This is a genomic window from Lonsdalea quercina subsp. quercina, assembly GCF_000688655.1.
In the GTDB taxonomy this organism is placed as follows: domain Bacteria; phylum Pseudomonadota; class Gammaproteobacteria; order Enterobacterales; family Enterobacteriaceae; genus Lonsdalea; species Lonsdalea quercina.
Genome location: NZ_JIBO01000010.1, coordinates 253,680 through 268,487, shown reverse-complemented (window position 1 = coordinate 268,487; position 14,808 = coordinate 253,680). Strand labels below are relative to the sequence as shown.

The 14,808-nt window shown below is 58.5% G+C and carries 9 protein-coding genes, 1 tRNA gene and 3 other RNA genes; 7 read left to right on the top strand and 6 right to left on the bottom strand.

Going from position 1 to position 14,808, the window contains the following annotated elements; translation table 11 throughout:
• The 7 genes from RZ35_RS11845 (at position 1) to yjiA (ending at position 4,561) form a co-directional block, all read left to right on the top strand.
• A tRNA-Ser gene (locus RZ35_RS11845) sits at positions 1-90 on the top strand.
• Positions 91-136: 46 nt separating this feature from the next.
• A non-coding RNA gene (locus tag RZ35_RS17410) (RtT sRNA) lies at positions 137-266 on the top strand.
• 46 nt (positions 267-312) lie between these two features.
• A non-coding RNA gene (locus RZ35_RS17405) (RtT sRNA) lies at positions 313-443 on the top strand.
• A gap of 46 nt (positions 444-489) precedes the next feature.
• A non-coding RNA gene (locus RZ35_RS17400) (RtT sRNA) lies at positions 490-620 on the top strand.
• Positions 621-1,171: 551 nt separating this feature from the next.
• The gene (locus RZ35_RS11840) at positions 1,172-3,325 is read left to right on the top strand and encodes a carbon starvation CstA family protein (protein ID WP_036153281.1); all 2,154 of its coding nucleotides are present in this window, start codon (positions 1,172-1,174) and stop codon (positions 3,323-3,325) included.
• Between the two features lie 52 nt (positions 3,326-3,377).
• Positions 3,378-3,581 carry a YbdD/YjiX family protein gene (locus RZ35_RS11835; RefSeq protein ID WP_026743502.1) on the top strand — a complete coding sequence of 68 codons (204 nt, stop codon included), beginning with the start codon at positions 3,378-3,380 and terminating at the stop codon, positions 3,579-3,581.
• Between the two features lie 17 nt (positions 3,582-3,598).
• Positions 3,599-4,561 carry a GTPase gene (gene yjiA, locus RZ35_RS11830; protein WP_026743501.1) on the top strand — a complete coding sequence of 321 codons (963 nt, stop codon included), beginning with the start codon at positions 3,599-3,601 and terminating at the stop codon, positions 4,559-4,561.
• A 29-nt stretch (positions 4,562-4,590) separates the two neighbouring features.
• Here the strand turns inward: yjiA and btsR are convergent, their stop codons facing one another.
• The 6 genes from btsR to cmoM form a co-directional block, all read right to left on the bottom strand.
• The gene (btsR, locus tag RZ35_RS11825; RefSeq protein ID WP_026743500.1) at positions 4,591-5,310 is read right to left on the bottom strand and encodes a two-component system response regulator BtsR; all 720 of its coding nucleotides are present in this window, start codon (positions 5,308-5,310) and stop codon (positions 4,591-4,593) included.
• On the bottom strand, positions 5,304-6,992 hold the full coding sequence (locus RZ35_RS11820; protein WP_026743499.1) for a sensor histidine kinase: 1,689 nt from the start codon (positions 6,990-6,992) through the stop codon (positions 5,304-5,306). The genes btsR and RZ35_RS11820 overlap by 7 nt, the downstream gene beginning before the upstream one ends.
• A 446-nt stretch (positions 6,993-7,438) precedes the next feature.
• Complete coding sequence (mukB, locus tag RZ35_RS11815) at positions 7,439-11,881, bottom strand: chromosome partition protein MukB (protein WP_026743498.1); 4,443 nt, start codon at positions 11,879-11,881, stop codon at positions 7,439-7,441.
• Positions 11,878-12,597 (bottom strand): chromosome partition protein MukE, encoded by a 720-nt coding sequence (gene mukE / locus RZ35_RS11810; protein WP_026743497.1) that lies wholly within the window; start codon positions 12,595-12,597, stop codon positions 11,878-11,880. The genes mukB and mukE overlap by 4 nt, the downstream gene beginning before the upstream one ends.
• Positions 12,578-13,900: a chromosome partition protein MukF gene (gene mukF / locus RZ35_RS11805; protein WP_026743496.1), complete on the bottom strand. Its 1,323-nt coding sequence runs from the start codon at positions 13,898-13,900 to the stop codon at positions 12,578-12,580. The genes mukE and mukF overlap by 20 nt, the downstream gene beginning before the upstream one ends.
• Complete coding sequence (cmoM, locus tag RZ35_RS11800) at positions 13,897-14,682, bottom strand: tRNA uridine 5-oxyacetic acid(34) methyltransferase CmoM (protein WP_026743495.1); 786 nt, start codon at positions 14,680-14,682, stop codon at positions 13,897-13,899. The genes mukF and cmoM overlap by 4 nt, the downstream gene beginning before the upstream one ends.
• Positions 14,683-14,808 lie beyond the last annotated feature (126 nt).

The following is a 14,808-nucleotide window of genomic DNA, read 5'->3' as shown; positions in this document are numbered from 1 at the left end:
GGTGAGGTGTCCGAGAGGCTGAAGGANCACGCCTGGAAAGTGTGTATACGTGAAAACGTATCGAGGGTTCGAATCCCTCCCTCACCGCCATATTTACAGAGAAAGCCTGAACTCACGTTCGGGCTTTTTTGTATGCAGAAATCCCCTTGAGGGAGGGTGAGACCCCTCGCCAGGGTTCGACAAAACGGCAGCGCCGTTTTGCATGGCCGCAGGCCACCCGCAGGGCAAGGCGCGCAGCGCCGCAGTGAATCCCTCCCTCACCGCCATATTTCATAAGAAAGCCTGAACTCACGTTTGGGCTTTTTTGTATCCAGAGATCCCCTTGAGGGAGGGTGAGAACCCTCGTCAGGGTTCGACAAAACGGCAGCGCCGTTTTGCATGGCCGTCAGGCCACCCGCAGGGCAAGGCGCGCAGCGCCGCAGTGAATCCCTCCCTCACCGCCATATTTACAGAGAAAGCCTGAACTCACGTTTGGGCTTTTTTGTATCCAGAGATCCCCTTGAGGGAGGGTGAGAACCCTCGTCAAGGTTCGACAAAACGGCAGCGCCGTTTTGCATGGCCGTCAGGCCACCCGAAGAGCAAGGCGCGCAGCGCCGCAGTGAATCCCTCCCTCACCGCCATATTCCATAAGAAAGCCTGAACTCACGTTCGGGCTTTTTTGTATGCAGAAATCCCCTTGAGGGAGGGTGAGAACCCTCGTCAGGGTTCGACAAAACGGCAGCGCCGTTTTGCATGGCCGCAGGGGGTTGCCGCCAACCGGCGCTGCGCGACCGGCCGATACAGCGGGNACGCGAAGCACTGACCGAATTGACGAATGTCTTCGACTGGTCCTGAAGGACGATAAATTGATATCGGTAACACTTTTGATATTTTGTCGCGGGATATGGGCCGCATCCCACCTCCTGGCCCCCCTGTTTTACTGTGTTAAATGAGATTACCGTCACACAATTCACCGGGTGATAGCCTAGTGAATACCACTGGCGCGCGCCCGTGACCGCTTACGGGGGCTATCCCGCCGCTCACGCAATTATCCCACCGACCGACCGCAAAATTCGCCACGATGGCCGCCAGTATCAACACTGGTTTTATTTCAAACTCCTAAAACCCATACAGCCTTAGTAAAGCGGCCCGTTTTTCTGCTTTACTGGTTCGTCAGACAAGCAGGTTTTGTATGAAAAACAATAATGCGTTCCTCAAACATATTCCCTGGGTGGTTATCGGCATCATCGGCGCCTTTTGCCTCGCTGTCGTCGCGCTGCGCCGGGGAGAAAACGTCAGCGCGCTATGGATTGTCGTCGCGTCCGTCTCCGTCTATCTGGTGGCGTATCGCTATTACAGCCTGTACATCGCCCAGAAAGTCATGAAATTGGACCCGTCGCGCGCGACGCCCGCCGTCATCAACAATGACGGNCTCAACTACGTGCCCACCAATCGCTACGTGCTGTTTGGACATCACTTCGCGGCTATCGCGGGCGCAGGACCGTTAGTAGGACCGGTTCTGGCGGCGCAGATGGGCTACCTTCCCGGCACGCTTTGGTTGCTGGCCGGCGTCGTGCTGGCCGGTGCCGTGCAAGATTTCATGGTGCTGTTTATCTCCTCTCGCCGCAACGGCGCGTCGTTGGGTGAGATGATTAAGGAAGAGATGGGCCGCGTGCCGGGCACCATCGCCCTGTTCGGCTGTTTCCTGATCATGATCATCATCCTGGCGGTGCTGGCGTTGATCGTGGTAAAAGCGCTGGCGGAAAGTCCGTGGGGCGTCTTCACCGTGTGCTCGACGGTGCCGATCGCCTTGTTCATGGGCATCTACATGCGCTTCCTTCGGCCGGGCCGGGTGGGCGAGGTTTCCGTCATCGGCATTGTGCTGCTGGTCGCGTCCATTTGGTTCGGCGGCATCATTGCTCATGACCCGTTCTGGGGTCCGGCGCTCACCTTCAAAGACACCACTATCACCTTCACGCTGATCGGTTACGCGTTCGTCTCCGCACTCCTGCCGGTATGGTTGATTCTGGCCCCGCGCGACTATCTGGCGACGTTCCTGAAAATTGGCGTCATCATCGGTCTGGCGGTCGGTATCGTGATCCTGAACCCTGATCTGAAAATGCCCGCCATCACCCAATACGTCGACGGCACCGGCCCGCTGTGGAAAGGCGCGTTGTTCCCCTTCCTGTTTATCACCATCGCCTGCGGCGCGGTCTCCGGCTTCCATGCGCTGATCGCTTCCGGCACCACGCCGAAGCTGCTGGCCTGCGAAACGGATGCGCGTTTCATCGGCTACGGCGCCATGCTGATGGAGTCCTTCGTCGCCATCATGGCGCTAGTGGCCGCTTCCATCATTGAACCGGGTCTTTACTTCGCAATGAATACCCCGCCCTCGGGGCTGGGGATCGTGATGCCGAACCTGCACCAACTGGGGACGGAAAACGCGCCGCTGGTCTTGTCGCAGCTGAAAGAGGTCACCACGCAGGCGGCGGCGACCGTCAGCAGTTGGGGCTTCGTGATTTCACCTGAACAAATTCTACAGACCGCCAAAGACATCGGCGAACCCTCCGTACTGAACCGCGCAGGCGGCGCGCCGACGCTGGCCGTAGGGATCGCGCTGGTGTTCCACCAGATCATTCCTGCCGCGGATATGGGCTTTTGGTATCATTTCGGCATTCTGTTTGAGGCGCTGTTTATTCTGACCGCGTTGGATGCCGGCACGCGCTCCGGCCGCTTCATGCTGCAAGACCTGCTGGGCAACTTCATCCCTTTCCTGAAGAAAACCGACTCGCTGCCGGCCGGCATCGTCGGCACGGCCGGTTGCGTCGGTCTGTGGGGCTACCTGCTGTATCAGGGCGTGGTCGACCCGCTGGGCGGGGTGAAAAGCCTGTGGCCGCTGTTCGGCATTTCCAACCAGATGCTGGCTGCGGTCGCGCTGGTGCTCGCCGCCGTCGTCCTGGTGAAAATGAAGCGCACGCAATACATTTGGGTACCGCTGGTGCCCGCCACCTGGCTGCTGATATGCACCACCTGGGCGCTGGGTATGAAACTGTTCAGCACCAACCCGCAGATGGAAGGTTTCCTGTTCATGGCGCGGGAGTATAAGGCACGGATTCTGGCAGGCGGCGAACTGACCGCGCAGGAGGTCGCGAATATGAACCACATCGTGATCAACAACTACACCAATGCCGGTCTGAGTATTCTCTTCCTGGTGGTGGTCTACAGTATTATCTTCTACGGTATTCGCACCTGGCTGAATGCGAGAAAAACGGATCAGCGGACGGACAAGGAAACGCCGTACGTTCCCGTCCCTGAAGGCGGCGTCAAAACCTCATCCGGGCATTGATGATGCTCAGCACAGCCCCGCTTTAGCGGGGCTGAACCCTTAGGAAAACACGATGTTTGATCAACTCGGCAAGGCGTCAAAGTATCTCGGACAGGCTGCCCGAATGCTGATTGGGATCCCTGACTATGAAACCTATGTCACGCATATGCAGACCAACCATCCTGACAGCCCGATAATGACCTACGAAGCCTTTTTCCGTGAGCGCCAACAGGCGCGCTACGGCGGCGACGGCAAAGGCGGCATGCGCTGCTGCTGACCCAGAGGAGAATCATGATGACCCCCATTCCCGTCACAGTCTTAACCGGTTTCCTCGGCGCGGGTAAAACCACCCTGCTGCGCCATATCCTCAATGCTCCCCACGGCTTAAGCATCGCCGTGATTGAAAACGAGTTTGGCGATGTCGCCTTTGATGACCAGCTCATCGGCGACCGCGCTACGCAAATCAAAACGCTGACCAACGGCTGCATCTGTTGTACGCGCTCCAACGAACTGGAAGATGCGCTGCTCGATCTGCTCGATGGTCGGGACAAGGGCGACATTGCTTTCGACAGGCTGATGATCGAGTGCACCGGCATGGCCGACCCAGGCCCGATCCTTCAAACTTTTTTCTCGCATGACATACTGTGTGAGCGCTATTTGCTGGACGGCGTCATCACGCTGGTGGACGCGGTGCACGCCGATGAACAGCTGGATCGCTTTCCGCTGGCGCAATCGCAGGTCGGCTATGCCGACCGACTGCTGTTGACCAAAACCGACCTGGCGGACGACCATACGGCGCTGACCGAGCGCCTTGGCCGAATCAACGCCCGCGCGCCGATCTACCCGGTCACGCAGGGTGTTATCGATCTGTCGCACCTGTTCAACACCCGCGGTTTTCTGCTCGACGAGCGTGTGGTCGCCGCCAAGCCGGTTTACCGTTTTGCCCCTGGCAAACCGGATGACATCGCCTCCATCGTCGTGACGCTAGACTACCCGGTCGCGCTGGACGCAGTGTCTAAGGTCATGGAGGGCTTGCTGGTCGGTTTTACCGATAACCTGCTGCGCTACAAAGGCATGCTGTGGATTAAGGATCAGCCTCGCTGCCTGCTGTTTCAGGGCGTACAACGCCTGTACAACGCCGATTGGGATCGCGAATGGCTGCCCGAGGAGACGCGACGCAGCACGCTAATTTTTATCGGCGTGCAACTGCCGGAACAGAATATCCGCCAGGCCTTCGAGGCCCTGCGACCGCAATGACCCGCTTCACACGGGCGATGTTGCGCGGCTCACAGCCCCAGCGTTTCCTTCAGGTTTTTCAGATAGCGGCGACTGACCGGCACGGTTTGACCGTCGCGCAGCAGCAGCTCCGCCTGCCCGTTGTCCTCCAGACGGATTTCACTCAGATGGGCCATATTGACCAGATATTGACGGTGACAGCGCAGCAGCGGCGTGCGGTTTTCCAGCGTCCGCAGCGTCAGGTCGGTGAACCCCTCCCGACCATCGTGGCTGGCCACATAGACCCCGCTCATGCGGCTGCTGACGTAGGCCACGTCTTCCATTTGCAGCAGATAGATGCGGCCGCGGCCGTTGCAGGGAATAAATTTTAGCGGCGGCTGTGGGTCGGAAAGCACGGAAATATNTTGCTCCTGTCGATCCTGCCGCAAACGCGTCAGGGTTTTCTGCAACCGCGGGGATTCAATGGGTTTGAGCAGATAATCAAACGCATGTTCTTCGAACGCCTTGACCGCATATTCATCAAATGCGGTCAGAAACACCGTGTATGGCCGGTATTGATTTTCCAGCATCCCCACCATCTCCAGACCGCTGATGCGCGGCATTTGAATGTCGAGGAACATGACGTCGGGGCGCAGGGCATGAACGGCGCCGATAGCTTCCACCGCGTTGGCGCACTCGCCGACAATCTCAATATCACGTTCATCTTGCAATAGCACACGCAGGTTTTCCCTCGCCAGCGGTTCATCGTCAATGATCAACACTCTCAACATAGACGCTCCTCCCAAGGCAGCCGCAGGATGATGCGGGTAAACCCGTCCGGTTCGCAGTCGACGGACAGGCCGTAATTGTCGCCAAAACGCGCTCGCAGACGCTTGTCCACCAGACTCATGCCCAGTCCGGTACTGCTCTGGCCGGGCTGATAAAGACCGGCATTATCTTCTATCGCCAGAATCAGATATCCCCCTTCCTGGCTGGCCTGAATCGTGATTTGGCCCACGCCCAGCAGCTGTGAAGTCCCGTGCTTGATGGCATTTTCCACAAGGGGTTGCAGCGTAAACGCGGGCAGCTTCTGCATCGACAGCTCATCCGGGACTTTCAACTGGACGTTCAGCCGCGACTGAAATCGCGCCTTTTCAATTTGCAAATAGGCGTTAACGTGATCCAGCTCGTCGGCCAGCGTGACGATCTCCGTCGAGCGCTTGAGATTTTTGCGAAAGAAGGTCGACAGAAACTGCACCAGCTGACCGGCTTTATCGCTGTCGTGGCGGATGACGGCCATCAGGGTATTGAGCGCGTTAAACAGAAAATGCGGATTCACCTGCGCATGCAGCAGTTTGATCTCTGACTGGGCCAACAGCACCTTCTGGTCTTCATACTTGCCGGCAAGAATTTGCGCCGACAGCAACTGCGCGATCCCCTCGCCTAACGTCCGATTGATCGAGCTGAACAGGCGATGTTTGGCTTCATAGAGCTTAATCGTCCCGATGACGCACTGGTTCTCGCCGCGCAATGGAATCACCAGCGTTGAGCCTAGTTTGCACTGAGGATGGAGCGAGCAGCGGTACGGCGTTTCGTTGCCGTCCGCGTACACGACCTCGCCGGTTTCCAGCGCGCGCCAGGTATAGTCGGACGAGATGGGCTTGCCCGGCAAATGGTGGTCGTCGCCGATGCCGGTAAACGCCAGCAGTTTCTCTCGGTCGGTAATCGCCACCGCGCCGATATCCAGCTCCTGAAACAGCACCTGCGCCACCCTGGTGCTGTTCTCTTCGTTGAAGCCCTGCCGCAATATTCCCTCAGTCGAGGCCGCCACCCGCAACGCCGTGGCGGAGAATGCCGAGGTGTATTTTTCAAACATCGCGCGCTTGTCCAGCAGGATACGCATAAACATCGCCGCGCCGACGGTGTTGGTCACCATCATAGGCGCAGCGATGTTTTGAACCAGCTGCAACGCTTCCTGAAACGGGCGGGCAAGCAGCAGGATGATCGCCATCTGCGTCAGCTCGGCGACCAGCGTTATCGCCCCCGCCGTGAAGGGGCTAAACAGGCTGTCGCTGCGTCCGCGGCGGATCAACACGCTATGCACCAATCCGCCCAGCAGTCCTTCGGTAATGGTGGAAATCATACAACTGAACGCCGTCATCCCGCCCATGGCGTAACGATGCAGACCACCGGTCAGGCCGACCAGTCCGCCGACCACCGGCCCGCCCAGCAAGCCGCCCATCACGGCGCCAATAGCGCGCGTGTTGGCGATCGAATCGTCGATATGCAGACCCAGATAGGTTCCCATAATGCAGAACATGGAGAAGGTGACGTAACACAGCAGCTTGTGCGGTAACCGCACCGTGATTTGAATCAGGGGAATAAACAGACGAGTTTTACTCATCAACCAGGCGATGACTAAAAACACACACATTTGCTGCAACAGCAGTAACACCAAATTAAATGCGTACATACCCGGAAGCCGCCAGTTTTCTGTGCAATGACATTAGCGTGTTTCGTTTAGGGTTTCTTTGAATCGTGGCATAAAACTGACAAAAAATGCTCATCCCCCGGCGCGAGCGTCATCCATTTTACAGGCCCGATGGAATGTACGGCATAACAAGCCGTGCGGCATGATTTCCTGATTTTGCTTTGAAGCCGTTATCACTGTGACCGGGAAGGAGCAAGAACAGGTGACGTTGTCACTTACTCCTTTTGGACAGATAATGATCTGGCATCAGCCGGGGTCAGGAAAACCGTAAAGACGGCCGCCAGGGATAACGGACGTTGGGAGCCGCGAAGGCGCAGAAGACGTTTGGGTCTAAATGGAAATAGAGCCGCAGCAACACGAATCAAAGGAAAAGGAAGATGACAGGCGATCCCCGCCGCTGCGGAGACCGCCTCTATGTATGCGCGGCGCTACGACGTCAGCGTCGCCACACTCTCTTCGGTTTCGCTGGCAAAGCCGCGCAAACCCACCACATGCACGTGTTCGTGGTTCTGGTAGACCTTACGGACCAGCTTGTAGGTGGTGCCTTTCTCTGGACTGATGTTCTCCGGCGCGGCGATGATCAGCTGCATTTCCAGCCGTTCACACAGCTCGAATAGCGTGGCGATGGACTTGGCATCCAGACGCGCCGCTTCATCAAGGAACAGCAGACGACAAGGCGAAATATCCTTTCCGCGCAGCCGCTTAGACTCTTCTTCCCAGCTCTGCACCNCCATGACCAGAATGGACATCCCGGTACCGATGGCTTCCCCGGTCGACAGCGCCCCGCTCTCCGCACGCAGCCAGCCGTCGGTGCCGCGATTGACTTCCACTTCCATCTCCAGATAGTTGCGGTAGTCCAGTAGTTCCTCACCGATGGTCTGCGGCGCGCGCTGACCCATATCGATTTCCGGATTGAGGCGCTGATAGAGTTTCGCCAGCGCTTCCGAGAAGGTCAGGCGGTTGCTGCTGAACAGATCCTGATGCATCTCCTGCTGTTCCGACAGCACATTTAGCAGCGTGGTATGCGTTTCCCGTACGTTCACGTTCAAGCGGACGCTGTTGACCTGACCGAACGCCACCGCCTGTAGCCCCTGGTTCAGCATGCGAATACGGTTCTGCTCGCGCTGAATGGTTTTGCGGATGATGTTGGCGACGCTGCGGGAACTGATCGCCAGCGTTTTCTCGCGCGACGTCAGCTCTTCCGTCAGACGGTTAAGCTCGATCTCCATCTGCTCGATGGCTTCCACCGGGTCATCGGTACGAATGATGTCCTGACGGATGCGCTCGCGCAGATGCTGATAGACCGCGATGTAGAACTGGATTTTGCGTTCTGGCCGTTTGGGATCTTCGGACAGGCGCAGCACATCGCGCAGATGTTCGTTGTCCGCCACCGCCTGACGCAGCGCGCCCAGCGCCTTATCCGACATGGAACGAAGTTCGTCCGCACTCATGTAGGCCAGTTCGCGGCGATGCAGCCGGCGCTCCATGCCGTTATCGCGCACCAGACGCATAACGGTGCACCAGCCCGACTTAGCGGTGACGACCTGTTCACGCATCACATGGTAGTCGCGCTCCAGCTTGCGCAGTTTCTTCTGCAATGCGTCCATTTCAGCTTCACAGAAGGTCAGCTGTTTCTCCAATTGGTTGCGACGCGCGCGGTTGTTGCTTAACGCGGCGTGCAGTTCATCGCGACGCTGACGGGCGCGGGCTTCAGACTCGGCATCCGCACGCACGCCGATCTCCGTGAGTTCCTGCGTCAACTCTTTCAGCATGTCGCGCTTGGCGTCATAGGCGCTTTTCAGCGACGCCTGTAGCTGGCTGTACTGCGTCAGCTGAGCCTGATGCTGGCGCAGCTGTTCACGGGCGCGAGTCCGCTCGGTTTCGGCCTGCTCCAGCCGCTGACGCAGCTTGTCGTTGAGATCGTCGTCGGCCTTCAGCATGCTCGCGGAATCGGTATAGCTGAAGTGCGCGCGGCGCTGTACCACTTCGGTCAGCGCGAAAGCCTGCTGTTTGGCCAGACGCTGCGCGCTCTGCGCCTGCGCGTAATCCGCCTGCAACTGTTCGTGCTGCTGCGGGTCGTTCTGCAAGACGCTGACCAGCGGCTCCAGCTGCGCCAACGTCGCGCCGTGTTGCTGAATGAAACGCGCGGCGTCCTCCGCCTCGTCAAGCTCCTCGCGGATTTCGTCCACGCGATCGGCCAACGCGTCGTCACACAACAGGCTGATACGCGGGATCAGGCGGTTCAGCAGCGCCGTATTCTCTTTCGCCTGCTCATACTGTTGGCGCTGCTGCTGATTTTCATTATCGAAATTGCTGATGGCCCGCTCCAGCTCGCCGCGACGGCTGTTGAGCTGGCGGATCTCCTCTTCCGGGNCGTCATCGAACGCCACGGCCAGATGCGCGCCGATAAAGCGGCTGAACGCCTGATGCAGGCGCTGCGTTTTCTGGACGTCGAACGACAGCGTGGCGTACTGCTCGGAGAGGGCGTCGCGTTCGCTGCGCAAGCTTTCCAGACGCTGTTCGCGCGCGGCGCGGCCAAACAGCGGCACGGACGGGAAGCGCGAATAACGCCACTGACGGTCGGCGATCTTCACAACGACCGCTTTCTCAAGCTCTTCCACTTCGAACACGCTGTCATCGAACGACTGCGGATCGCCCTCGATCAGGTAGAGATCTTCCGGGCAATCTTCTAGGCCGGAGAGCTGTTCGCGCACCAGCGACAGGNCCGCCACCACAATCGCGTGACGAGACGGTCCGTAGAGCGCGGAGAAGTACGGCGCGTCGTCCAGCGTGACATCGTCGTAGATCTCCGACAACAGTACCCCGCCAAAACGCTCCGCCAGCGCGTTCAAGCGCTGATCTTCCGACCCGCCCGGCTGACTAAGCCGTTCGATCTGCGCCTCGACTTCGCGCTTGCGGGCCGCCACTTCGTCGCGCTCCACGGTGGTTTCGCGCTCGCGCTCCAGCAACTGCTGCATGCATTCCGTGACCTGACGACTGTCCTCAAAGTTCTCCCCGCTCTGTTCACTGAGCTGGGACAGCGTTTCCTGCGCCGCCAGCCATACCGGCGCGCGGGCCGTCAACTGCTGGATACGCTGCTGGATTTGATCCAGCTCCTGACGCAACGCCATACGACGTTCGCCGGCTTCCGCCACCCGTCCGGCCAGTTCTTCAATCTGGGCGTCTAACGCCTGCTGCACGCCCTCTAGCTCTTCCGGCTGGAACTCCTGACCGTTGCGCTTGGCGTAGTCCTGCAGCAGACGTTCGGCATCCTGCTGCTCGCGCAGACGTTGTTCCAGTTCGGACAACCGCATACGCAGCGGCTGCACGCGTTCCGCCTGATAACGCTGGGAGGCGCTGTCCCGCAAGACATCTTTCGCCACCTGCCAGGCCTCGCCGCGGCTGACCGCGCCTGCGACGCGGGTCACCAGCTGATAGGCCTGTTCGTATTGGCTGTGCGCCGCATCCGCCACGCTCAATTTCTGTTCCAGCATCAGCAGCAGTTCGGTGGCTTCCTGTTCGCGGGCGTGGAACGTGTCCAGCCAGTAATCGGCGTTTTCCGGCGTGAGATCCGGCTGCTGACAGAGCGCGCGGGCGCGCTCCAGCGCCTGCTGCGCCTGTTGGTACTGAATGGCGCGCGTTTGCTGCGCGTCCAGCGCCTGCTGGTAGTCCGCCAGCTGGCTTTTCAGCTCGTCGACTTCCTGCTCCGCCGCGTCGGCGCGCTCCTGATTTTCTTCCTGCTGATCGTGCGCTTCCGCCACGATTTCGTTCTGTTCTTCCAGCTTGTCACTCAGCTCTTCCAGATCGCCGCTGTAGCGCTCAATTTTTTCCTGCTGGCGCATCGCCGTCTGCACCAGACTCAAATGGTCGCTGGCAGACTGATAGTCAGTTTCGAGATCGCTTTCCGCGCCACTGTGCTCTTGAAGCTCGCGCGACATTTCCACATGGCGGTACTGCTCGGTCGCCAGCTGCTTGCGGCTGCCGAACAGGTCACGGCGCAGCGTCAGCGCATCGTCCAGATGAATACGNCGCTCATTGGCATGCCGCATGTAGTCCGCCGCCACGTAGGAGGTGGCTTCGGAAATCAGGTGCTTGAACAAATCGCGGTCAGACTGGGTGACGCGGATCGCTTCAAGCGTCATGCGGTTTTCACGTAGCGCGGCTTCCATATCCTGAAACGCCTTACGCACGCCGCTGTTTTCCGGCAGCAGGTAGTCGCGCAGCGAGCGGGTGATGGCGCTGGAAATACCGCCGTACAGCGACGCTTCGATCAGGCGATAGAATTTGCTGCGGTCGGATGCAGAGCGCAGCCGTCGCGGCACGATCCCCAAGTCGAACATCAGCGAGTGGTAGTCGGTGATGGAGTTGAACTGCTTGAACTGCACACCGTCGATCTCTTCGAGACGCTCTTTCAGCTCCGGCAAGGGCAGCACGCGCGCCTGACGTTCGCCCACGGTCTGGGTCAGGATTTCTGTCGGGGCGACGGAGATCGGCAGCCCCTGAATGGTGAAGGGTTTGATGTCCNCCTTGCGATCGCGACCGGCGACCTGCTGCAGGCGCACGCCCACCAGCACGCGCTGGTGACGGGAGTTCACCACGTCGAGAATGGAATAGCAGACCCCGGCGCGCAGCTTGCCATGCAAACCTTTATCGCGAGAACCGGAGGTCGCCCCGGCCTCGGTGGTGTTACGAAAGTGCAGCAGGGTCAGGTCGGGGATCAGCGCGGTGACGAAGGCCGCCATCGTGGTGGACTTCCCGGCGCCGTTACCGCCCGACAGCGTGGTGACCAGTTCATCCAGGTCGAAGGTACGGGCGAAGAAACCGTTCCAGTTAACCAGCGTCAGTGAGCGAAATTTACCGCGTTCAATCATTCCTGTTCATCCTCAACACTCTGGTTATCACCGCTTGACTCTCCGTCGTCGCTGTCTTCGAGCGACAGGCTGCTTTCCACCGGTATGGCTTCGCCATCGCGGATCATGCGCAGCTGCGCTTCACGCGGGTCGTCGCCGCTGCGCACATCGGCGCCGAAGCGGAACACCGCCTCGGTAATGCGGAATTTGCTGTTGTCGCTGCCCATGAAGTAAATCATGCCCAGTCGACGCAGACGGTTCAGCGAGGTGCGCACTTTTTCCTGCAGTTTCTGGCGGTCCAGATCCGAACCGGTGGAACGCTGATTGACCAGCTTCAGCAACTTGTTTTCATCCGCCAGGCTCATCAGCTCGTCGTAGAGATCCTGCTGGCTGAAGATACCCTCATGCGCGAGACGTTCAGGGCTGAGATAGAGATAGCAGAGGATTTTTCCCACCATCATATCCAGCTCTGACAGGACGGAGCGCGGGATCAGCGTCGTCGAACGCGGACGCAGGTAGAAAAAGCCCTCCGGCGCGCGAATCAGTTCTACGTTATAGCGGCTGTAGAAGAACTCCAGCTCCTCCTGAAAATCCATCAGCAGGGCGTGGTTTTCCAGCTCTTCGACGCCAATATGGCGACCAGCGCGCAGTTGGCTGTCCAACGCCGGAAACTGCGCGTTGGACAGCGCGGCCATCAGTTTGGCCGTGATAATAGGTTCAATATTTGTCGATGACATGGGCCTGTACCTTGGCTCCGTAATCATTGATTGCCTGCCATTGCGCGGGCAATCCGGTAAAATCGGCTTCGGCTACGCCCAGACGCACGGCCTGGTCGACCACAATTCTGGCAACGTCAAATTGCCGGGAACGAGGATACTGCGCCAGATAGTCGCGCATTACCTCACTCAGAGACAGCGGAATACGCTGCTGCTTGTATTTTTCCAACGCTTGCTCCACCAAAGCGGCAACCTGCTCACGCATCTCGCTGAACTCTTCATATTCCAGCTCCGGCGGTAATTCCCCGGTAACTTCATCGCTACGCAGCGCCAGCTCCTCGTCACGCATATCCAACAGTCGGTCGGCGTTGGCGTAGGTTAATGCCCACGGCTGGTCGAAATAGGACTGCACCGATTGGCGCAACCGTTGAGAAAAGACGCGGTTTTTATCCATATCGATGGCGGTACGAATGAATTTATGGACGTGGCGGTCATAGCCGATCCACAGGTCGATGGTCTGCTGTCCCCAGCTGATAATGCGATCCAGTTTGCCCTGTAGATCGAACACCAGATTATCTACAAAGCCCAACGTGTCGTTGCCGAGCGTCGCGTCCTGGATGCGCAACAGATTGGCCTGCAGCTTATCGCCGGCGGCCTCCAACGTGTCCTGCAGTTCGCGCAAGGTGTCGGAGGTTTCGGTCAGCAACTGTTCGCAGTTGCTGATGGCCGCACGCCAGTCCTGCGTCAGCAGCCCGGCGATATTCTCTTTCACCCCCTGCTGCTGTTCGTCCATGATGCGCTGGGTCAGATCGATACTGTCGAAGATTTCCGCCACCGAATATTTCAGCGGCGCGAAGACATTGCGGTGCCAATGAAATTCGTCTCCGCCCTCTTCCGCCGCTTCCGCGGCGCGCCCCAGTTCCTGGGCGACGATGGAAAGCTGCATGGAGAGACGCAGCGCGGAGAACTCACGCTGACGAATGTAGTAGTCTGTAATGCCGATGCCGAGCGGCGTCAGTCGGTAAATGGCATTGCCGTCCGCCAGCTCGCTGGTGAACCGATTCAATAGACGCTGTCGCACCAGGTCGTTAATCGCGTTGTTGGCGCGTTGGGCAACGGTTTCGTGAGTTTGTTCGAATCCCTGGCTAACGTGGCGGAACGCGTCCACCAACTCGCCTTCACTCATCTCGCCGTCCATACGTTCGCCGTTGAGCGTGGCAATCGCCAGCAAAAACGCCAGCCTTTCCGTCGGCAACGAAATCGAAAAATCGTTTTTTCTAGCCCAGGCGACCAGTTCGGGTACGGTCTGGGAAAAATCACTCATAATGCATCCTTTAAAAGGGGCTTATGCGCCATAACGTGGATGTAACGCCCCAGGCTGACGAAAGGTTCCTGCCGGCAATAGCGCTGCTCGAGCGCCAGCAGAGTGTCAAACTCGTCAATCTGTTTTTGCTTGTCCCGCAAATAATCGTGAAATACCCGTATTCCGGTTTTGCCGCTGATCGTCAGATCCAATGCGGAGAGCCAACCGTAGACCTCATCTGGATTCAGCGGATGGNCGGGGGATAGCGAACGCCGTTTGCGTTTCGGCATACCGACTTCGACATAGCCGAAGTTGCCCAGTACCATGTTGCGCATCAAAAAGGCGTGATGGTTATAAAACATCAACGATAACGCTCCGCCCGGCGCCAGACAGTCCGTCAGCGTGCTCAATACCGGCTGGGGGTCAGCCACCCATTCCAACACCGCGTGAAACAATACCAGATCGGCGGGCCGATCCATATATGAGGCGATATCCTGTGCTGCGCAGTGAACGACGCGCAGACGATCCGTGAGGTCTTGCGCCTCGGCGGCAGCCTGCGCCCGCCGAATCATCTCATCGGACACGTCGCACAACAATACCTGGTGTCCTAAAGCGGCTAGACGGCAGGCCATATGACCTTCGCCACCACCGGCATCCACAATGAACAATGGCCGTTGCGGAAGACGGGCCAGCAAGTTTTCCAGATCCTGCCACAGCACGGCCTGACGCAATTTCCCTTTGGTGGTGCCGTAGATATTCCGGGCAAATTTTTCAGCGATATCGTTAAAGTTACGATCCTGCATTCCACGGGTTCCACGCAATTGATGACGGCGAATCCACAATGCGCCGACTCACTCCTATTCTGACATTTTGGCACAGGCTGGCATAGAATGAATCGCCTGAGACCACGTTCTCTACCTGGATGGCGC